At 42.9% G+C, this 22,635-nt stretch carries 10 protein-coding genes and 2 rRNA genes; all 12 read left to right on the top strand.

Translation table 11 applies throughout. The features are described from left to right. Positions 1-255: ribosomal RNA gene (locus tag T344_RS0118590) — 23S ribosomal RNA — on the top strand; the annotation flags it as partial. 178 nt (positions 256-433) lie between these two features. Further along, a 5S ribosomal RNA gene (gene rrf, locus T344_RS0118585) occupies positions 434-550 on the top strand. A gap of 290 nt (positions 551-840) precedes the next feature. Next, a complete protein-coding gene (locus T344_RS0118580; RefSeq protein ID WP_004626615.1) occupies positions 841-1,878 on the top strand; it encodes an ABC transporter substrate-binding protein in 1,038 nt (345 codons plus the stop codon). A 97-nt stretch (positions 1,879-1,975) separates the two neighbouring features. Further along, a complete protein-coding gene (locus T344_RS0118575; protein WP_027629945.1) occupies positions 1,976-3,490 on the top strand; it encodes a sugar ABC transporter ATP-binding protein in 1,515 nt (504 codons plus the stop codon). A 2-nt stretch (positions 3,491-3,492) separates the two neighbouring features. Continuing rightward, complete coding sequence (locus T344_RS0118570; RefSeq protein WP_027629944.1) at positions 3,493-4,539, top strand: ABC transporter permease; 1,047 nt, start codon at positions 3,493-3,495, stop codon at positions 4,537-4,539. Then, positions 4,523-5,545, top strand: a complete 1,023-nt coding sequence (gene yjfF, locus T344_RS0118565) for a galactofuranose ABC transporter, permease protein YjfF (RefSeq protein ID WP_027629943.1) — start codon at positions 4,523-4,525, stop codon at positions 5,543-5,545. Before T344_RS0118570 ends, yjfF begins: the two co-directional genes overlap by 17 nt. 92 nt (positions 5,546-5,637) lie before the next feature. Next, a complete protein-coding gene (locus tag T344_RS0118560; RefSeq protein ID WP_027629942.1) occupies positions 5,638-7,365 on the top strand; it encodes a methyl-accepting chemotaxis protein in 1,728 nt (575 codons plus the stop codon). 64 nt (positions 7,366-7,429) lie between these two features. Next, complete coding sequence (locus T344_RS0118555) at positions 7,430-9,202, top strand: cache domain-containing sensor histidine kinase (protein ID WP_027629941.1); 1,773 nt, start codon at positions 7,430-7,432, stop codon at positions 9,200-9,202. Positions 9,203-9,214: 12 nt separating this feature from the next. Beyond that, positions 9,215-10,417, top strand: a complete 1,203-nt coding sequence (locus T344_RS0118550; RefSeq protein WP_027629940.1) for a response regulator transcription factor — start codon at positions 9,215-9,217, stop codon at positions 10,415-10,417. 1 nt (position 10,418) lies between these two features. Then, entirely contained in the window at positions 10,419-12,290 is a 1,872-nt protein-coding gene (locus tag T344_RS0118545; RefSeq protein ID WP_027629939.1) for a substrate-binding domain-containing protein, read from the top strand. A gap of 374 nt (positions 12,291-12,664) precedes the next feature. Further along, a complete protein-coding gene (locus T344_RS30790; protein ID WP_051572032.1) occupies positions 12,665-22,243 on the top strand; it encodes a family 43 glycosylhydrolase in 9,579 nt (3,192 codons plus the stop codon). Positions 22,244-22,362: 119 nt separating this feature from the next. Continuing rightward, a partial coding sequence (locus tag T344_RS0118535; protein WP_027628713.1) for a helix-turn-helix domain-containing protein occupies positions 22,363-22,635 on the top strand: 273 nt, incomplete at its 3' end.

The raw sequence follows: 22,635 nt of genomic DNA, 5'->3' as shown, positions 1-22,635 counted from the left end.
AGGATCTGTCCTTAGTACGAGAGGACCGGGATGGACGAACCTCTAGTGCACCAGTTGTCATACCAATGGCACAGCTGGGTAGCCAAGTTCGGCAGGGATAAACGCTGAAGGCATCTAAGCGTGAAACCCACCTCAAGATGAGATATCCCACCGTAAGGGTAAGACCCCATGTAGACTACATGGTTGATAGGTCAAGAGTGTAAGTGCAGTAATGTATTAAGCTGATTGATACTAATAGGTCGAGGGTTTGACCCAAAAAAACAGGTATTCAAAAGTAGATAGTCTTAAAAAATCTATGAGTTAGTTTCAAATCTTCTTATTACTTCGATACATTATTTAATTCTCAATGAGTAAATCTCAAAGGAATTAGTTAAAAAGTTAAATAAAATTGTCAGAAGCGAGGTAATACGAAGCTTATCACAATTTTAAATTTTCTGGTGGAAATGACGAGATGGATACACCCGTTCCCATACCGAACACGGCAGTTAAGCATCTCAGTGCTGATAATACTTGGCTGGCAACGGCCCGGGAAAGTAAGTCTCTGCCAGATTTATATGAAAGTCTTGAGGTATCATCCTCAAGACTTTTTTTGCATGTAAGGAAAGTTTAAAAGTTTATACGAAATAATCTACAAAAAATCCTGAGAAACTTAAAAATTTAAGATTCTTAGGATTTTTAAGTTTCTTTTAGTATAAGGAAAGTTTATTTATTTAATAATTTGTCTGATAAATTTGTATGTAATAGTATAAAAAAAAGCCGATTTTTCTAAATACTGCTTATTTGATTTTTCTTATAATTTACGTGTAAGTTACATACCAACACAAATTAAGGAGGAAAGTCATGAACAAATTATTAGCAAGAGCAATTTCTTCTATTGCAGCCATAACAATGGTATTTTCATTAGCTGCCTGCGGAGGATCAAGCTCAAAGGTAGAAAGTACCCAATCCGCAAAGCCGTCTGAGACAGCTCAGGCAAGTGAGGCGGCAGCGCCATCAACTGAAGCTGCCAAGAAGCTGGTAATCGGATTTGCACAGGTTGGTGCCGAAAGTGCCTGGAGAACAGCAGAGACTCAGTCAATTAAAGACGAAGCGGCAAAGCGCGGATACGACTTGAAATTCTCTGATGCCCAGCAAAAGCAGGAAAATCAGATCAAGGCCATCAGATCATTCATACAGCAAAAAGTAGATGCAATCGTTGTAGCTCCGGCTGTTTCATCAGGATGGGATACAGTTTTCAAAGAAGCACAGGATGCAAAGATCCCTGTTATATTGGTAGACCGTGGTGTTGATTGCGATCCTTCCCTGTACTCCACATTTATCGGTTCCGACTTTATTGAAGAAGGTAAGAACGCTTGTATTGAGTTGGCCAAGGCTATGGGTGAAAAAGGTAATATTGTAGAATTACAGGGTTCAGTTGGAGCTTCAGCTGCTACAGACCGTCAGAAAGGTTTTGCTGAAGAACTTAAGAACCATCCGGACTTAAAGATCATCAAAACTCAATCCGGCGATTTCGCCCGTGCAAAGGGTAAGGAAGTAATGGAATCCTTCCTCAAGTCAGACGGAAAGAATATTCAGGGTGTATATGCACACAACGACGATATGGGTATGGGTGCCATCCAGGCTATCGAAGAAGCTGGTTTAAAGCCCGGAGTTGATATCAAGATAGTTGGCGTTGACGGTATTAAAGACGCATTCCAGGCTATGGTTGACGGAAAGTACAATGCTACTGTTGAATGCAATCCATTACTGGGACCACAAGTATTTGACGCTGCTGAAACATTGGTCAAGGGCGGAACAGTTGAAAAATGGATTAAATCACAGGAAGGAATATATCCTGCTGATAAGGCACAGGAAGCGTTGCCAAACCGCGTATATTAATTCATTGGACAATCATAATTCAGTAATTATTTCGGGGATACAGTCATGTATCCCCGAAAAATTAATCAAAAATCAGGTCATGGAGGGATAGTCTTAAATGGCAAATAATGAAGCAGTATTAAAAATGAATGGTGTAAGCAAGACTTTCCCGGGAGTAAAGGCTCTTAAGAGTGTTGATTTTAAACTGAGAGCAGGTGAGATTCACGCCCTGATGGGGGAGAACGGAGCAGGAAAGTCAACATTGATAAAGGTATTGACAGGCGTAGAGGAATTGGATTCGGGAGAAATATACCTGGGCGGAGAAAAAATTCTGGCCAAATCAACACAGCAGGCACAGGAGCTTGGTATCAGCACGGTTTATCAGGAGGTAAATCTCTGTCCTAATCTCACGGTTGCTGAAAACTTTTATATAGGAAGAGAGCCCACTCGATACGGAAAAATTAATTGGAAAGAAATTAACAGACGTGCTGAACAGGCATTGGCAAAATTGGATTTGAAAATTGATGTAAGACAAAAGCTGGAGAACTATTCGGTTGCCATCCAACAAATGGTAGCAATAGCCAGGGCTATTGACTATAAAGCCAGGGTTTTGATTCTGGATGAACCAACGTCAAGTCTCGACAAGAATGAGGTTGAGAAGCTTTTCATTATCATGAAGAAGCTTAGATCGGAAGGAATGGGGATAATATTTGTAACACACTTTTTGGATCAGGTTTATGAAGTTTCAGACAGGATAACAGTTTTGAGAAACGGTGAACTGGTGGGAGAATATGAGGCAGAGTCTCTCCCTAAAATACAACTTGTGGCTAAAATGATTGGTAAGGATCTGGACATTCTTTCAAATTTGAAAAAGGATGCCAATAAAGAGCAGAATACTAATGACAACGATACTTTTATGAGTTTTAACGGAGTTGGACACACAGGAACAATAGAACCATTTGATCTGGAAATAAGAAAAGGAGAAGTACTTGGGCTGGCCGGATTGTTGGGATCCGGAAGAAGTGAACTGGCCAGAGTAATTTTTGGAATAGATAAGGCTGACAGCGGTGAAATAAGAGTTAATGACGAAAGGGCCAATATTGCTTCACCGATAGATGCAATCAAGCGTGGTATAGCATTATGCCCTGAGAATAGAAAGACCGAGGGCATAATCGGCGAGCTTTCGGTCCGTGAGAATATAATTCTTGCCCTTCAAGCCAGAAACGGGATTGGAAAAACAATATCCAGAAAAGAACAGGAGCGGATAGCCGACGAATACATAAAACTTTTAAATATAAAGACATCCGGAAAAGAACAGCTTGTTAAAAATTTGAGCGGAGGAAACCAGCAGAAGGTTATTTTAGCAAGATGGCTTGCAACAAATCCGGATTTGCTGATTCTGGACGAACCCACAAGGGGAATCGACGTGGGAACAAAAACGGAAATACAGAAACTGATAATACAATTTGCGGAAAGAGGTATGTCTGTGGTATTTATATCCTCTGAAATGGATGAATCTCTCAGATGCTGTTCCCGTATGGCAATTTTACGTGATGGACGCAAGGTTGCAGAAATATGTGAGGATGAGCTGACTGACAGAAATGTAATGAAATCAATAGCAGGGGAGGATTAATTGTGCAAAACTTGGTTACAGTAATTAAAAATTTGACTAAAAAGCGTTTGTTTTGGCCCATTGTTGCACTGCTGGCAGTGTTAATATTTGATTCGATTTTTATTGACGGGTTCTTGACTATTGAATTAAAAAACGGCAATTTATACGGCAGGATCATTGATATAATAAACCGTTCTTCCTCTTTGATAATAATAACAATCGGGATGACCCTGGTAATTGCCACAGGGGGAATAGATATTTCAGTAGGCTCGGTAGTTGCTATCTCGGGGGCAATAACTGTTCAACTACTGGGCTCGGGAATTGCTCCGAACACCCCTTTCCTTCTTTGTATAATTGCCTCCCTGGCAGCGGCGGCATTGCTGGGCTGCTGGAATGGATTCCTGGTATCCAGGATCGGAGTGCAGGCAGTTGTTGCAACTTTGATCCTGAACGTTGCGGGAAGGGGAATAGCACAGCTTGTTACAAACGGACAGATACCCACCACTCAGTACAAGCCTTTTTCATACCTGGCAGGCTTCCTTCCCCATCTTCCCATACCGTTTTCCATTTTTATAGTAGCAGTTGTGCTGACAGCAATAGTTTTGTTTGTAAAGAAAACAGCCTTCGGACTATTTGTGGAATCGGTGGGAGTCAATTCCAAAGCAAGCAGATTTGCCGGGCTTAAGGCACAGAGAATAGTTTTTGCCACCTATGCCATATGCGGCCTTTGTGCAGGTATAGCAGGGCTTATGATAAGTTCCATGATAAAAGCTGCAGACAGTAATAATGCGGGGCTGCTGATTGAAATGGACGCCATATTGGCGGTTGCAATCGGTGGGAACCCTATGAGCGGAGGTAAATTCTCAATTGCAGCCAGTGTTATCGGAGCCTTGATAATTCAAAGCCTGACAACCACTCTTTACGCAATGGGTGTTTCACCGGAGGTACTGCCCGTTGTAAAAGCAATTGTTGTGGTGATAATATGCCTGTTCCAGTCTGAGGGTACTCATAAGATGATCCTGAAGGTATTGAGCACCCATAGGAGGTTAAAATATGAAAAAACTGTTTAATTCAAAATTTCTATCACTATACATAACAATATTTTTATTCTTTGTGCTTTTTTCCATAGGGTCGGTTTTATATACGGGTTTCTTTTCACTTCAAACATTCCTTAACCTGTTTATAGACAACGCCTTTCTCATCATATCCGCATCTGGAATGACAATGGTTTTGCTCATAGGAGGAATAGATATCTCGGTTGGTTCGGTTATTGCACTGACCTGTATGCTGTCGGCCTATCTGCTGGAGCTGAAAGGTTTCAACCCTGTACTGGTAATGGCTTTAATGATATTGATGGGAGCCGGTTTTGGGCTGATTCAGGGCTGTCTGATACACTTCTTCAGGATTCAGCCTTTTATAGTTACTCTGGCAGGACTGTTCTTTGCAAGGGGTATGACAGCGGTAATCAGCACCGACACAATCAACATAAAAAATAAACTATATACCGATATATCAAATTACAGAATTTATTTATATGATAAATCATTTATATCCATTGGTGTTGTTATTGCATTAATAGTCATAAGCATAACTATATACATTGCACACTATACCAGGTTTGGACGTTCTGTCTATGCCATTGGAGGAAATGAACAATCGGCCAGATTGATGGGACTTCCAGTGGGCAGGACAAAGGTTCTGGTATATACCTACAGTGGGGTATGCTATGCAATAGCGGGTATAGTATTCAGTTTTTACATGCTGTCAGGTTATACGCTGCACCAGCAGGGTGGGGAAATGGATGCAATAGCATCTGCTGTCATAGGCGGGACGTCTCTTACCGGAGGTGTGGGCTATGTGTTCGGAACCCTGTTCGGTGTCCTTATACAGGGTGTCATACAGACGCTGATAATGTTTCAGGGGACGCTGAGTTCGTGGTGGACAAGGATCGCAGTTGCTCTTCTGCTGTGTATGTTCATTATGATACAGAGATTGCTCACTATAAGAAAAGACACAGGCAGGAAGGCAAAAATCAATACCGGTAAAAAGGCAAAACAACTGAAGGTAAAGGCATAAAGGCAATAGTTTACAAATTCCAGGTGGAGTCCGTCCACCTGGTTTTGATGTAGAAAAAACACAGGAATGAAATTTACCTGGGAGGTATTGCTATGAAAAGTGAAAAGAGACAGGTTGCCGATATGGTAAAAAAATTCAATAGGGTTACCATCAGAACAAAGTTTACCGCCTGCTGTGTAACTATTATCGTACTTATGAGTATTTTAAACTTGTATACGATTATTAATTTTTCCGGCTTTAATAAACAATATGATACCATTTTATCCAATATTGCTATTGCAAACAGTATTAATGACGGCCTTAAAGAACAGATTGATTCCGAAATGAGGAGTATAGGCGTCGGGCAAAAGGATTTTAAAAATGCAGATCAATATAATATAATAAATGATGTCAACAAAAAAACAGACACTATTAAAAAGACGGTTAGGTCGGAAAGCAGTCTGTCAAAGCTGGATTCAGTGTCCAGGACCATGAGTTCCCTTAAAGAAAAGGTGGATGAAATAGGCAGGCAGATCGAGGAGAAAAAGTCATATGATGAAATACAGGCCTCACTGGACTATGTAACCGAAATAGCTGTACTTGTTGAAACAAATATTCAGGATTTTATCAAAAATGAACTAAATGAGAGCAATAAGACAAAGCTGGTTATTGAACAAAGCTTTAAAAGAGCCATTATAATCAATATAGCAGCATTAGTTGTCATATGTATCATCTCAATCACATGCTCACTGCTTATTTCAATTAAGGTATCAAATCCTATTAACCGGCTGAACAGGATTTTAAAACAAATCACATCGGGCAATTTATCCGTCGATGAGTTTGAGGTAAATACCAGGGACGAGATTAAGGATATGTCAGGATCTTTTAATGAGATGATAAAAGGTCTTAAGCAGACTATCCTGAATATGAGGAAAATGAGCAGAAGCACTAAAGAGGCTTCGGAGGTCCTTTTAATGAGTTCGGACACCAACAGCAAGGTAAATATGGAAATTGCCTCAGCGGCCCAAAGTGTCTGTGAGGGTATAAACGGCCAAAATCAATTGGTGCTGGAAACAACACCTCATATGGAAACATTATTCAATACTTTTAATGCCCTAAATACAAATTCTGAAAAAATTATGGAAAAGGCAAGGCAATCAGTACAAAAAGCCGTAACAGGTAATACATATATAGACAATCTTAACAATGAACTCAGGGATATTTCAGATATAATACTGAGTACCAGCGAAGATACAAAAAATCTTAAAGTAAAAACAAGTGAAATGACCACAATAATCGAAACCATTGAAGAGATCACGGCAAATACAAACCTGCTTGCCTTGAATGCCACAATAGAGGCGGCCAGAGCCGGAATTTCGGGTAAGGGCTTTGCGGTCGTGGCAGCTGAAATAAGAAAGCTTGCAGAAAAGTCCTCGCTCGCCACCGGTAAAATAGACCGGATAATAAAATCTGTACAGGAAAAAACCAATAATATGAGCAAGAACATGGAACTCAGCGTTTCAAAAATGAATGAAGGAAATACTATAGCTGAAAAAACAAAAGAGCATTTTGAAGATATAAGGACAGCAAGTCAAAATGTTGACAATGAGATAAGGGTTATTTCAAAAGATATATCAAACGTCAACCAGATAGTTACGAAGGTACATAAGAGTATTGTAGAAATCAGAAGCATCTCCGTAAGCAATAAATCCGAGGGAGAATCCATACTGGCTGCTGTTGAAGAGCAGACTGCCAATCTTGAAGAGGTGCTGGCACTTGCTCATCAAATGTCCGATATGGCCGGTGAAATGGAAGAAAGTATTTCAATATACATAGTTTAGTTGTATAATAATTGATGTCGAAATTTGGAATAAAAGCGAATATTATAACTAAGAGGGTGAGCTTTTGTCAAATTTTAAACACATATTCAAATTAAAAAGCATCAGCTATAAACTGCTGATATACTTCCTGTTGCTAATACTGCTGCCCATATTTACCATAAGCCTTATGGGAAACCACTATTATTCCAAAACCATGTCTGCAGAAATCAACAACCACACCATTCAGATGATTGATCAGGTTAATAATAACGTCGAGTTCTATTTAAAAAATATTGAAAACATTATTTATTATCTGTCACAGGATCCGCAGATAAACAAATTCTTAAAAAATGAATTCAAAACCCAGAAAGAAAAAGCAGAGACCGAATATGAGATCAAGCGTATTTTAAGATCTTTTTCAGAAGCCCATACCGAAATAGGCGGAATAATGATCGTTAATTCCAATGATACATATATAAGCAATGAAATGAGTAAGATATCCAGAGACAGTTTTTCCAGGGATGTCTGGTTCAAGCTGGCGTATGCCCAACCTTCCAAGATTCATTTGATAAGCAAGCCTCTGGGCAGAAATATAAGGGCATACAAGGATTACAGCTCAGATTCGGTATTATCGGTATCCAAAGCATTTACAGACTCCGTTACCGGTAATTTCACGGGCACGGTACTGATCGACTTGAAACTGGCAACCATAAAAGATGTAATTGCTGATGTAACTTTGGGAAAAGACGGCTTTTTATACATACTGGACGGCGACGGAAATATGGTGTATGCACCTGTAAATCCGATTGTTTACCGCGTGAACAACAAATGGCTCAACAGCGATACAAACAGTGTCACACGGGATATTAAAAATAATAAATATAAAATAATTTACAAGCATTCAGACTATACAAATTTTAAGACGGTGGGAGTATTTTCATTAAGTAAAAATTTGCAGGTCGTTACCAATATTAGATTTTATATTGTGGGCATAGGAATTGTAACAATGGTCCTGGCTTTCATAGCCGCTTTGTTTTTTACAAAATCAATAGCAAACCCGCTGAAGAAACTTAGAAGGCTTATGAGAAAGGCTGAAGAAGGGGATCTGAATGTAAGGTTTAATTACAATGGACGTGATGAAATTGGACAGCTTGGCGACAGCTTCAACAGGATGATAGATGAAATAAGAAATCTCATCGAAATGGTTTATGTAGAGCAGAAGAGCAAGCGGGAGGCTGAGCTGAAGACCCTGCAGGCCCAGATAAAACCCCATTTTCTTTATAACACCCTGGACACCATTCAATGGATGGCGCAGGTCCATAAAGCCGATGACATCGTCGAAGTAGTGGACGCTCTTACGAAGTTGTTCAGGATAGGTATAAACAAGGGAAATGAAATGATATCAGTCAAAGAGGAATTAGAGCATATAAAAAGCTATCTCATTATACAGAAAATCCGCTATGAGGAAAAGCTTGATTATGAAATCAGTTTTGAAGACTCCATTCTTGAGTACAAAGTCATCAAACTCATTCTCCAGCCCCTGGTTGAAAATGCAATATACCATGGAGTAAAAGAGAAAAGAGGTACAGGGAAAATCTCCATAACAGCAGAAAAACACGATAAAGGTATTTGCTTGAGCATATCCGACAACGGAGCCGGCATGTCCGAGGCAAGACTCCAGGAAATACAGGCTATGCTCAGTTCGGATAACCTGGGAAATAGAAATCCGGGATACGGTACTTTTAATGTTCAAAATAGAATAAGACTGTCCTTTGGAAATCAATATGGTCTTTCATTTACCAGCAAAGCCGGAGAGGGAACTACCGTATGTGTTTTTCATCCTATTATTGAGAAGTGAGGTCATTTATTTATGTGGAAATTGCTAATCGCAGATGATGAACCAAAAATCAGAAAGGGTCTCAGAAATTCATTGAATTGGGCTGAAATCGGTGTGGATATTATCGGGGAGGCGGAGGATGGGGAAATAGCACTGGAGATTGTACGGAGCAAGCATCCCGACATCATCCTGCTGGATATTTGTATGCCTTTTATTAACGGTTTGCAGCTGATTGAAAAAGTCAAGCAGGAGTACGACGAATGTATTATGATCGTGGTCACCGGTCATGATGAATTTTCTTATGCCCGGCAAGCTTTGAGGCTTGGAGTATTTGATTACGTTCTGAAGCCCGTATCCAGGGAGCAGTTGCACAATGTGGTAATAAGGGCAATTGATGAAATAAACAGCATTAAAAACCGTAATAAATACTACAAATGGGCGCAGAATCAACTATCTCAGAATTATAAAATTTTAAAAGAAAAATTTATGAACGAATGGCTGGAAAATCATTTTTCTTCATCGGAAATAAGGGAACAGCTGGACTATTATCAGGTGAAGTTTGCAGATAAAACCGGAATGCTCCTTGTAAAGCCTGTTGAAAAAAACAGTATGGTTGAAATGGACGATTGGGATAACAACCTTTTGATGTTTGCAATTCAGAATGTGATCGAGGAACTTGTGGAAAACCTGCAGCCTAATATTGTCTTTAGAGACAATAAGGACAATATAGTCGCATTAACAGGAATTCCGAACATTTCGGATTGGTTTCAGCTGAAGGATAAGTTTGAGTCATGTATGGAAAAGTACCTGGATAAATCCATCAGGGTCTATCAGAAGGTTATTGAAAAAGGGACCGATGAAATACCGGCGGTTTATGATGCTCTTATTGATGAAATGAGCAGGGAGTCCAGCTATACTCCCATGGTTATAAAGGCCAAACAATACATAGAGAACAACTATTTCAAGGAGGAGCTGTCACTGGAGGATGTAGCAAGGGATATAAAGGTCAGCGCATCCTATTTGAGCAGGGTGCTGAAACAGGAAACCGGTACCTCCTTCATAGATTATCTTACACAGGTCAGGGTTAAAATGGCCATTCAATTAATGACCGATCCTTCGATGAAAATATATGAAATAGCCGAAAGGGTAGGTTACAACAGTCAGCACTATTTCAGTACGGCATTTAAAAAGGTATTGGGGGTATCTCCCGTAGAGTACAAAAAAGGGGGGAGATAAGGTGGGAAGTTCATATTTAAAAGGCTTGGCCATGGTTGTATTGCTGGTGGTATTGTCTTTATTTGCATTTATGGGCTGCGGAAGGCAAAAAGAAGAGAGCAGTGACGATATAAAATACTTGATAGGAATGTCCCAGGCGAATCTGGTGGAGCCCTGGCGTGTAAAAATGACTGAAGAGATCAAGGAGGAAGCCGAAAAGCATGACAACCTCAAGGTCATTTTCACAGATGCGGCCGGCAACAATGCAAAACAGGTTAAGGATGTTGAGGAACTTCTCACGGAGGGCATTGATCTGCTGATAATTTCACCCAATGATTCCAAGGCACTGACCCCCGTTGTTGCAAAGGCATATCAGAATATTCCCGTCATAGTATTGGACAGGGCCGTCGAGGGGTATGACTATACTCTTTATATCGGCCCCGATAATAATATGATTGGAAGGCAGGCCGGGGCACATGTGGTGGAACTGCTGAAAAACAAAGGTGGAAAAGTGCTTGAAATTCAGGGTCTGTCCGGTTCACCTCCGGTATTGGGCAGGAGTGAGGGCTTTCGTGAAATAATCGACAAGAATTCAAAAATAGATCTGACGGCGTCAATATATGCCGACTGGCAAAGTGACATTGCCGAGGATAAGGTAAATCTGCTCAAGGACAATCTGTCAGGAGTATCGGTAATATTTGCCCAGAACGACCATATGGCCTATGGAGCCTATAAGGCAATGACTGCAAACGGTATAAACGGAATAAAGTATGTGGGTATTGACGGCCTTGAAGGGGAAAACGGAGGGATCGACCTGGTCAAGAAAGGTATCCTGGAAAGTACCTTCAGGTGTCCTACCGGAGGGAAGGAATCAATTATTTATGCCATTGATATATTAAACCAGATAAAAGGAATTCCCAAGAAGATAATATTGAAAAGCAGCATTATTACTAAAGATAATGCGGAGCAATTTCTTAATGAAAATAAAAAAGCCTCAAAGGAGCACGACCGGAACATAACGCCTGTACTGGGCTACGCAATTGTGGGGAATGAAAGCATGTGGAGATCGGCCAATACCCAATCCATCAAAACCGCAGCAGCTGAATCGGGTATAGAACTTATAACAGTGGAATGTGAAAGCAGTCAGCAAAAGCAAATAGATGCCATACGCTCCTTTATAAAGCAAAAGGTTGATGTCATTGCCTTTTCGCCAATTGTTGAAACAGGGTGGGATGAGGTTCTGAAAGAGGCGAGAAGTGCAGGTATACCAGTTATTTGCTCTGATAGAAGTCTCAGGGTAAAGGATGATTCTCTGGAGACCACATTTATAGGCTCCGACTTTATTGAAGAGGGGAGAAGGGCTGCAAGATGGCTGGAAGGCAAATTCAGCGACAGCTCCAATGTGAATATCGTAGAACTGACAGGTACTGTGGGCTCCACACCTGCCATAGAAAGAGGTTCAGGCTTTCTCGAAGTAATAGGTAAAAACAAAAAGTTCAACATCATCAGATCTGAATCGGCCGACTTCTTAAAAGTCGAAGGCAAGAAGGTCATGAACGATATTCTGAATTCTGAGAGCAGAAAAATAGATGTTGTATATTCACATAATGACGATATGGCTTTTGGAGCCATAGAAGCAATAGAAAAACACGGACTCCTGCCGGGTAAAGATATCGTTATAGTATCCATCGACGGAGTGAAATCGGCATTTCAGCTGATGATGGCAGGTAAACTGAACTGTACCGTTGAATGCAATCCTCTCCTGGGGAATCAGCTTATGAAGGCGGTTAATGATTATATGAACGGTAAGGAACTCCCTGTAAAAATAATTACAAGTGAGGGTGTATTTCCCCAGGAATCAGCCAAAAAGGAAATAGTCAACAGAAAATATTAGTAAAATATATAGGCATCAAAAATAAAAACTAAATAGTATAAAAAATTGCGTAATATTATAAATACATCTCCCAACAGGTCATGTAAAATCTATTTTGAACTTATTTTTATAACTCAGCTTTTAGTGTCAACACCGGTGAAAAAGTTGAGTTATAATTTTTTTTTAAAGTCCGGAATTGATTGCATATTATGTTAACTAATTAATGGATTTCAGTTGTACCAGGAATCCTTTAATTATATCAATATATTAATTGAAAAAAGGAGGCAGGGGAGGAATACTAAGAGTTTCAGTCTTTTACCGCTAAAGGCGGAATTATGGAATACTGCTTGTTTTATTGTATTCTATAAAAAATTTTGAAGTGGGAGGGAGATATTATGTCTAGCAAAAAAACCAAATCCGGTTTGAAAAAAAGTCACATCAGGGCACTCTCAATGTTTCTGGCAGTTGCACTGATTTTATCCGGAATTTTTCCAAGCCTTTTTTTGGGGAAAGTAGCTGCAGCCGATATTTATGACAGCGATACGGCAAATGACGGCGTCTCATCAAGCAGTGCTGCGGATACTACATCGGGAGGGGCAATTGACCTTAATCCCGGGGAGCTTGTTGATGAGAATTTATTTCAGGGATTGAATACTTTTCAATCATACATAACCGACTGTTTCAGTGATGACTTTAACGATGGGAATGCCGACGGATGGACTGCTTATGGCTCCAGTGATGCAGGCAACAGGGGTACATGGTCTGTTAATGCATCAGGACAATACACCATAGGAGGGTGCCCCGGAGCTAAAGCCGTAGCTGAGGATACAAGCTTCGGCGACCTGATATATGAAGCCGACATCTCGGTATCAGGTTTAAACTCCGATGGAACAGGCTTTCTGTTCAGAGTAAGTGACCCGGTGGGTAATGCTGCCGATGGCTACAATGGATATTACGTTGCATTGCGCGTTGACAAGAGAATGCAATTGGGACGTGTTACCGGAAACAATGTCTGGAAAGAACTTGCGGTGGTGAAGGTTCCGTGTGCAAGCGGACATCTCAAGGTAATTGCGGTCGGTAACAATATTAAGGCTTATTTAAATGATGTGCTTTACCTCGACTATACCGATAACGACGGAAGCCAGGTGACATCTCCGGGGGCCATAGGGCTCAGAACCTGGTGGGGAACATCCCAAATCGACAATATCAGTGTCAGGGATTATAACACCCAGCCGGTACAGACACCTCAGTTCAATGTGCAGGAAGGCATTTACAGCTCCGGGAAAACAATAGAAATGACAAGTGACACTGCAGGAGCTGAGATCAGATATACCACCGATGGAAGTATACCCGATTCAAATTCAAATCTGTATACCTCCTCCATCACCATATCCAATACTACTCTATTCAAAGCCAGGGCATTTATGGCCGGCAAGCCGGCCTCGGACATGGCGAAGGCCCTGTATGTCATCGCAACGGAAGGTGCACGATTCAGTGACGATTTTGAAGATGGAGACAGGAGTGCCTGGGCCGCCTATGAAGGCCTGGAGGCCGGCCGGACACAAACTGAAGCCGGCGGCGTCTATACTTTTACAAGACCCAGAGGTGATAAAGCGGTAACAGGTTCAGAGTACAGCGATTTCCTTCTCGAAGGAGAGGTAAATCCTTTTGAAAGCGGACAGAGCAGCGGATTTTCCTTCAGAGTTTCCAACCCTGGCAATGGTGCCGATAAATTGGATGGATATTTTGCAGGAATAAATGTAAGCAATTATGTTGAAATCTGCAAATTTTCATCGGCAGGAAACGGAGTGTGGACTGATATTGGAAACTTTCCTGCGGCGGTGAATAAAAATGCCGCCAACCATCTTAAGATTATTGGTGTGGGACAGAGTTTCTATATATACGTAAACGGTAAATTTGTTGCGGATATTACCGACAATTCCCATGCAGAAGGCGGTATAGCCCTCAGAGCCTGGAATGACAACGGGAATGTAACCTATGACAATGTGAGCGCTGTTAAACTGTCTCCCTTGAAGCAGCAGGTGGCGGCGCCCTTGATCAGCCCTGAGGCATGCACGTTTGCAAATACCCAGGAAGTAACCATTTCCTGTGCAACTGCTGATGCGGCAATACACTATACAACCGACGGAAGCACACCTACAGCTGCATCACCGGTATACAGCGGCAAAATTACACTGACGGTCACTGCAACTGTTAAAGCCTATGCTGAAAAAGCCGGAATGAATGATTCCATTGTTCAAAGTGTAACTTATACGAAGGCAACTGCAAACTTTACAGATGATTTCAGCGACGGAAATGCCAACGGATGGACCACCTATGGCGGAACGTGGAGTGCTGCCGACGGTGCATACAGTGTCAATGCCGGAGGAGGTTTTAAAGCCGTAGCTGACGGTGTCAATTTTGCCGATTTCACATATGAGGCCGACGTATCCTTTACAGGAGGCACCGAATCAAATAATACCGGACTTATATTCAGAGTAAGCGATCCCAAAGTTGGAGGAGACATGCTGAAGGGGTATTACGCCGGCATATGCAGGGACGGCAAAGCTCAGATCGGCCGTTTCAATAACAACTGGCAGGAGCTTGCAACCATTCCGTACCCTATTGCGGCAGGGCAGGTATACCACATAAAGGTAACTGCCAATGGCAGCAACATAGATATGTATATTGACGGCAGCCATGTGGCAGGTGTTGTGGATACAATGTTTACCAGCGGCTCCATAGGTATGCGTACCTGGCTGGTCAATTCCAGGTATGACAATATTTCGGTAACTACCGATGCAGCTGCAGAAAAACCTGTATACAACTGGTCCTGGGTCAAGGGTGCCGTATTTGTTCCGACAAATGCGGTTAATGAAATACAGCAGTGGAAGGAATATGACCACGAGGTAAATGACAGGGAATTGTCATATGCGCATGCCTATGGAATCAATCTTGTCAGGGTTTATCTCCACAATCTCCTGTGGGAAAACAATTCCGCAAAGCTGCTGAATGATTTTGAAGATTTTCTTTCACTGGCAGATAAATATGACATAAAAGTAGAAGTGGTTTTCTTTGATGACTGCTGGGACGATCATCCTACCTACGATTATGATCCGGCTATGTCTCCCAGATACGGCGCACATAACAGCAGGTGGGTCGAGGCGCCCGGGGATGACTACAAGGCTCTGTACAACAATGCCGACGGTGTTGTAAAAGCAAAACTGAAAGCATATGTTGAAGGAATTGTAGGTGCCCACCTGAATGATGACAGAATAGCCTTCTGGAACACATACAATGAGCCTGGCAACGGTGAATCGGGCATATACGACCAGGTTACAAAGCAGCTCATGAATGATTCACGCATATGGATAAAGGAATTGGGTTCAAAAATACCGGTTTCAGCAACTGCAGGTCAATTCAGCGGTGCGCCCTTCTCGGATTTCCTTACCTGGCATCCGTATGAAGCAACTTATCCAAAAACCTTCAACTCTGTGGGAAGGACATTTACAGCCGACGCTTCTGTGCTTGCCGATGAATGTATGCAGAGGAACAACCAATCGGTTCCGGGTATCGTGGAGAATTACGGTGACAAAGGGATCGGTTTTGTAATGTGGGAGTTGGGCATAGGCAGGGATAACTGCAGATTCCCGTGGGGTTCTGATGTAAATCCCCTTACATATGAACCGGAGAAGCCGTTCCATGGAGTTGTATATCCCGATGGGCATCCATGGTCGGTAGATGATGTTAAAGCGCTGAAAGGAGACGCTTTTAATACTCTTCCGCTGTTCAGGGTTCAGTATTTCAGGGACAGCAATTTCACAGATATGGCGAAGTCCTCCATTACACCCAGAATTGATTTTGATCTGGGAGATGAAAAAGGAACCGGATCACCCGATGCCTCGGCAGGCATTGACAGGGATAATTTCTCAATCCGTTGGGCAGGTTCCATAAGACCGGCTGTTTCAGGCAGCTATACCTTCTATGCGGACAGCGATAATATAGCAGGTATATGGGTCGGCAATACAAAAGTTGTTGATAAGACCGGCAATATCCGTGAAGAAGTAAGCGGAAATATAAATTTAACAGCCGGCCAGCAGTATCCGGTGAAGATAGAATATGTCCATGCAACAGGCAGTGCCAGCATGCACGTTAAGTGGTCGGGTCCAAGTCTCGGAAAGACAGTACTGCTGCCCGTATTGAGCACAAGCCCGGTAACAGCCGTTTCATTGAATACGGATACTCTGGTGCTTGGTGTGGGAGACAGCAGGAAATTGTTTGCAAGCCTGGAGCCATTGGATGCGGCAAATCAGAATGTAATATGGTCAACTGACAATCCTGCCTTTGTAAAGGTTGATCAGGACGGAACAGTAAAGGCTTTGTCGGAAGGTTCCGCAGTCATCACTGTGACCACCGAGGATGGAAGCTTTACAGATACCTGTACTGTTACAGTTACAAAGAGCTCGAAATTCAGCAATCCCATTGTACCGGTGGGCAGCGGATCAGGTTCTGCCGACCCGAGCGTAGTATTTAAGGACGGTTATTACTACTACTGCAAGTCTGAAAATGATGGGGCCATACAGGTGGCAAAGGCAAGAAGACTTCAGGATATAGGAACGGCTCCGAGAGTGACGGTTTACACTCCTCCGGCCGGAACCATGTATTCCAAGGAATTATGGGCACCTGAGCTGCAGTATCTGAACGGAAAATGGTACATATATTTTGCTGCGGATAACGGCAGCAATGCCAACCACCGTATGTACGTACTGGAAGGAAACTCACAGGACCCGCAGGGCAGTTACACCTTCAAGGGGAAAATAAGTGATTCCACCGACAAATGGGCAATTGACGGAGCTGCTTTTCAAAAGGACGGCAGGATGTATTTCGTATGGTCGGGCTGGGAAGGAAATGTGGATGGAAGGCAGGATCTTTATATCGCACCTATGAGCAATCCATGGACCATCAGCGGTGACAGGGTACGTATTTCATCACCGGAAAAAGATTGGGAAAAGAAAGCAGGACCGGCATATATCAATGAAGGCCCCGAAATATTGCAGAAGGACGGAAAAATATTTATAGTGTATTCCGCCAGCGGAAGCTGGTCCGATGACTATTGCCTGGGTATGCTTACAAATACCGGAGGAGATGTTTTGAATCCTGCAGCCTGGACAAAAACAGGCCCTGTCTTCAGCAAAGCTGCCGGAGCGTATGGAGCAGGACATAACTCCTTTACCGTGTCTCCTGACGGCACCGAGGACTGGATAGTGTACCACGCCGATAAAAATTCAGGCGGAAGCTGGGGCAACAGAAGTGTAAGGGCACAAAAGTTTACCTGGAATGCAGACGGCACTCCCAACTTCGGAACTCCGGTGGGCTACGGAGAGCTTATAGAGCAGCCTTCGGGCACCCCTGAAGTCAACAGGCACTCATATGAAGCAGAGGATGCAGTGACGGGCGGAAAGGCTAAGATTGTGGACTCAGGCAATGCCTCCGGCGGAAAGGTTGTAGGGAATCTTGATACTGTTGGCAGCGACTATGTACTGTTCAATGTGAATGTCACCAAAGCAGGAACCTATACCATGACTGTAATGGCTGACAACGGAAGTGCTGAAGGAATTGCGGAACAGAAAGTAACAGTAAATGACGGAGAACCTCAGACAGTTACTTATAAGAACTTTGGCTGGGATAATTTCAATCCCTCCTCCCTGACCGTTACACTGAAAGAGGGATTAAATACTGTCAAACTGGCTAAAAAGACCGCTTTTGCACAGATTGACCGCATAGTGCTTGAGGAGCTTGAAGACGGCGGGGTGGCCGTACCTGTCGAATCCTTAAGCCTGAACAAGCAGAGCATAACGGTAACAAAGGGAATGAATGGGACAATTACAGCAGCTATAAGACCTATAGCGGGTACAAACAAGGCGGTAACAATTTCAACTGCAAATAATCAAATTGCTGCTGCAAGTAAAACCGGAGAAGATCTTGCATCCGGAACGGTAACCATCACAATAGGCGGTATTGCTCCAGGAACTGCAGTAATAAAAGTAGCAAGTACAGAAAATCCGGAAATTTACGCCGAGTGTGAGGTAACAGTCCGTGATCTGCCTACCGACCCTGACTTGTCAGGCTATACGGTGGACAATTTTGACGGAGCAGCTCTGGATAAAAACACCTGGACAATATGGAATGAAACCCCTAAAGACTGGAGTATCGGTCAGGGTGCTGTAACAATTCATACACAGCCTACAGATGTATATCAGGACAATAACAGTCAAAACAATGTTTTCCTGAGATCAATACCTGCAAGCGGAGATTTTGAGATTGTTACAAAACTGACGGCGCCGGTTGCCCTGAATCACCAGCAGGCAGGCTTATTCGTATGGAAGGATGCCGATAATTTCGTAAAACTTGCCCATGTGTGGGTAAATGGCAGGACTCTTGAAACGGCTTATGAAGTTTCGGGGACGTATAAAAAACCCAACAATTTTGCTCCCCACCCCGGAGGAGATACCGTAACACTGAAGATCAAAAAGATAGGTAATGTGTACACAACATATTATTGGGACGGATACGGCTGGATACAGGCTTCAGATCCTGTAACCACCAATATTGGCGGTCCATTGAAGGCAGGATTCTTCGCAAACAATATTGTTGCCGCAAACGACAGGATAAATGTCAAATTTGAATATTTTGCAATTAAAGAGATCAGCGGCGGAGTGGATCTGGACAGAAAAGCGCTCACAGTACAGGAAGGTCAGAGCTCAAAGCTCACAAATAATGGATTGAGCGGTGCAAATGTCATTTGGAGCTCGGGGAATAACAGTATTGCAACAGTGGATCAAAATGGTCTGGTAACTGCAGTTTCTCCAGGCAGAGTAATAATTACCGCCCGGTCAAAGGAAGGGGACTTTAAGGATAAGTGTGTTGTAACTGTGCCTGAAACTGAAACACAGCCCGAGATTCTGTTTGCTGACGGCTTTAGCGGCGGAAATGCAGGCTGGTCCACCTACGGGGGCACCTGGCAGATGGCTGGCGGTGAATACACCGTTAACAGCGGCGCAGGTTATAAAGCGGTTCTCGACAAGGACTTTACAGACTATGTGTTTGAGGCTGATGTGCAGATAACCAGCGGTTCGGAAGCAGGTATGATATTCAGGGTTTCAAACCCGTCAACAGGTGCGGATGCCTTCGACGGCTATTACCTTGGTATAAATGCAGCTCAAAAATCAGCTGTGCTTGGGAAGATGGAAAACGGCAGCTGGACGGAAATAGCAAATAAGAAGCTGAACATAAAAGTTGGAGAATGGACTCATATGAAGGTTGTGGTGGATCAAGCCCATATTCAGGCTTTCATCAATGACAACCCGCTAAATACAAATGCATATCCGAAATTCGACCTTGTGGAAAGCACACACATAGCTACAGGAAAGCTTGGTCTGCGTACATTTAACGCAGCTGCGAAGTTTGATAATGTAAAGGTATCTTCTTACAAAGCTGTTGACCTGGGTGAGACATATACCAATTCGGTATTGCCTGATACGGCAGATCCATATGTTCTGCAATATAACGGCATATACTATCTGTACGGGACAAATACTGAGACCGGCGATACAAACAAGTCCCGCGGAATTAAGGTTTACACCTCAACAGATCTCGTCAACTGGACTGACAGGGGTCTGGCCTTGAAAAATGAAGATTCATGGGGCAATAAATGGTTCTGGGCTCCCGAAGTTGTTGAACGCAATGGAACCTTCTATATGTATTATGCAGTTGAGGAAAGGCTTGCGGCAGCTGTAAGCAAATCACCGCTGGGACCTTTTATACAGGAGGTTCAGGAACCCATGAAGCCTGATACCGTTAAGATCGATGCCCATGTATTCAAGGATGACGACGGCAGGCAGTACCTTTATTTTGTAAGGTTTAACAATGCAAATGAAATATGGGTTGCCGAATTGAACGACGATATGAAAACTATTAAGGAAGAAACCATGACCTTCTGCTTCAGGCCCACACAGGCATGGGAGCAAAGTCAGAAACCGCCGGTTGCAAACATCAATGAGGGCCCGTTTGTGATCAAACATAACGGAATATACTACCTGACTTATTCAGGAAACCATTTTGAAAGCCCTGATTATGGTGTTGGATACGCTACATCCAGCTCACCTATGGGTCCCTGGACAAAATATGAATACAACCCGATTATGAAGTCCAACCTTGTTGTACCCGGTGCGGGACACCACTCCCTGGTATATTCACCCGACGGTACCGAGCTGTTTATGGTCTACCATACACACTATAACACCGGCAGCACTGAGCCAAGGAAGCTGTCAATCGACAGGGTGCATTTCGTGCCCCAGGGGAATGGACTCCCTGATGCCATGGAAGTATGGGGCCCCACCGTAACTCCGCAGCCAATGCCTTCAAACGGCAAGGTGGTTGCACCGGTGACATCAATTACAATAGCCGGAGAAAACGGAGCTGATACTATTACGGTTTATGGCGGTACACTTAAAATGACCAGGGCTGTCACACCTGAAAATGCCGATAACAGCGTTACCTGGAGTATTATCAGCGGAAGCGGATATGCGACAATTTCGGCTGACGGCGTATTGACTGCCAGGGCAAACGGAATTGTCACTGTAAAGGCCGTGGCAAAAGACGGCTCAGGTGTTGAATCCAATGTTTATACGATTACAATTACCAACCAGAACAGACCTGGCGAACCGTCAAATCCACCTTCAACACCATCGGCTTCAAATTCCGGATCCTCATCCAATTCATCCGGAACACCGGCAGAGACAAAGCCTCAGACAGCTCAGCTGGAGGTTAAGCCGGTATTGAATGGAACCGGCAAGACGGCTCAAGCTGCCGTAAGTTCGGAGGATTTGAAAAAAGCTCTGGAGGCGGCAAAGCTTGACAGTGCAGGAAACAAGACGGTAACAATTAAGGTTTCGGAAGTAAAGGGTGCCGAGCAATATGAGCTTGAGCTTCCAAAGACTTCAGTGACATCTGCTCAGACAAACCTGTTGAAAATAGACAGCCCGGTGGCAGCAATAACTGTGCCCGGCAACCTGTTTAATGCAAAGGATGTGACAGGCGACAGCGTCAATATCTCGATCGGCAAGGGAGACAGGTCAGGTGTTAAGGATGAAGCTGCCATAAAGACCATTGGAGACAGGCCGGTTATTGAAATCAAAGCTTCTGCCGGCGGTAAGGAATTGAAGCTCAGCAATCCGCAGGCTGCCGTGACAGTATCCCTGGATTACAAGCCCAATGCAGAAGAACTTAGGAACTCCGGGCACATTACAGTATGGGCTATTGATGAAAACGGGAATACAAAACCGGTACCAAGCGGTAAATATGACGCAAAGACCGGTCAGGTGACCTTTACTGCACACCGCCTGGGCAAATATGCAGTGGTGTATGTAAGCAAAACCTTTAATGACCTGAATAACCACTTATGGGCAAAAGAAAAAATTGAAGTTATGGCAGCAAAAGGTATTATTAACGGTACGTCCGACACAACCTATTCACCTGGAAAAAATATTACAAGAGCGGATTTTGTGGTTCTTCTTGTCAATGCTCTTGGTTTGAATGCAGCACCGGGTGGAAATTTTGACGATGTGAACAAGGACAGCTACTACTACAATGCCGTTGCCATAGCCAAGGAGCTGGGGATTGTCAACGGAGTGGGGAATAATAAATTTAATCCTGCTCAAAGCATTTCCAGACAGGACATGATGGTGATTGCGGCAAATGCCATGAAGGTTGCAGGAAAAACAATAAGCAAAGGCTCAGCTTCAGATATTGCCGGATTTAAAGACAGGGAGCTGGTATCGGCCTATGCTGAGGATGCCGCAGCCACATTGGTTAAAGCCGGAATAATAGCAGGCAGCGGAAATGCTCTAAATCCGCAGAAAACTGCAACCAGAGCTGAAACTGCAGTTATTATCTACAATATTTACAACAAATAAGTTTATAATACTTGCAAGATGAATTAAAAAGAGGATGTTTACAGAGTAAAATGATATGCTCCCTTCTAGGTAGACAATTAAAATAATAAAAACTTGTCACTTAGGAGGGAGTATATTTTATGGCATTTAAACACAAATATTCCTACGCTGAAAAAGAGAAAATTATTATTGAATATCTTAACAACACTTATGGATTTCGAGAATTATGTCGTATATACGAAATGAGTCAAGGCGCACTAAAGGGTTGGATCCGTCTATACAATGCTTTTGGATTTGAAGGATTAAGAACAAGTAGTCAAGCAAGTAGATATTCTTCCGTATTAAAACAGTCAGCTGTCAATGATTATCTGAACGGAAAGTATACAGCTCCTGAAATACTAAAAAAATATAAA

Origin of the sequence: Ruminiclostridium cellobioparum DSM 1351 = ATCC 15832, assembly GCF_000621505.1 — a bacterium.
GTDB classification, from domain to species: domain Bacteria; phylum Bacillota; class Clostridia; order Acetivibrionales; family DSM-1351; genus Ruminiclostridium; species Ruminiclostridium cellobioparum.
The sequence above is the reverse complement of the archived record's forward strand: the minus strand, read 5'-3'. Positions and strand labels throughout refer to the sequence as shown.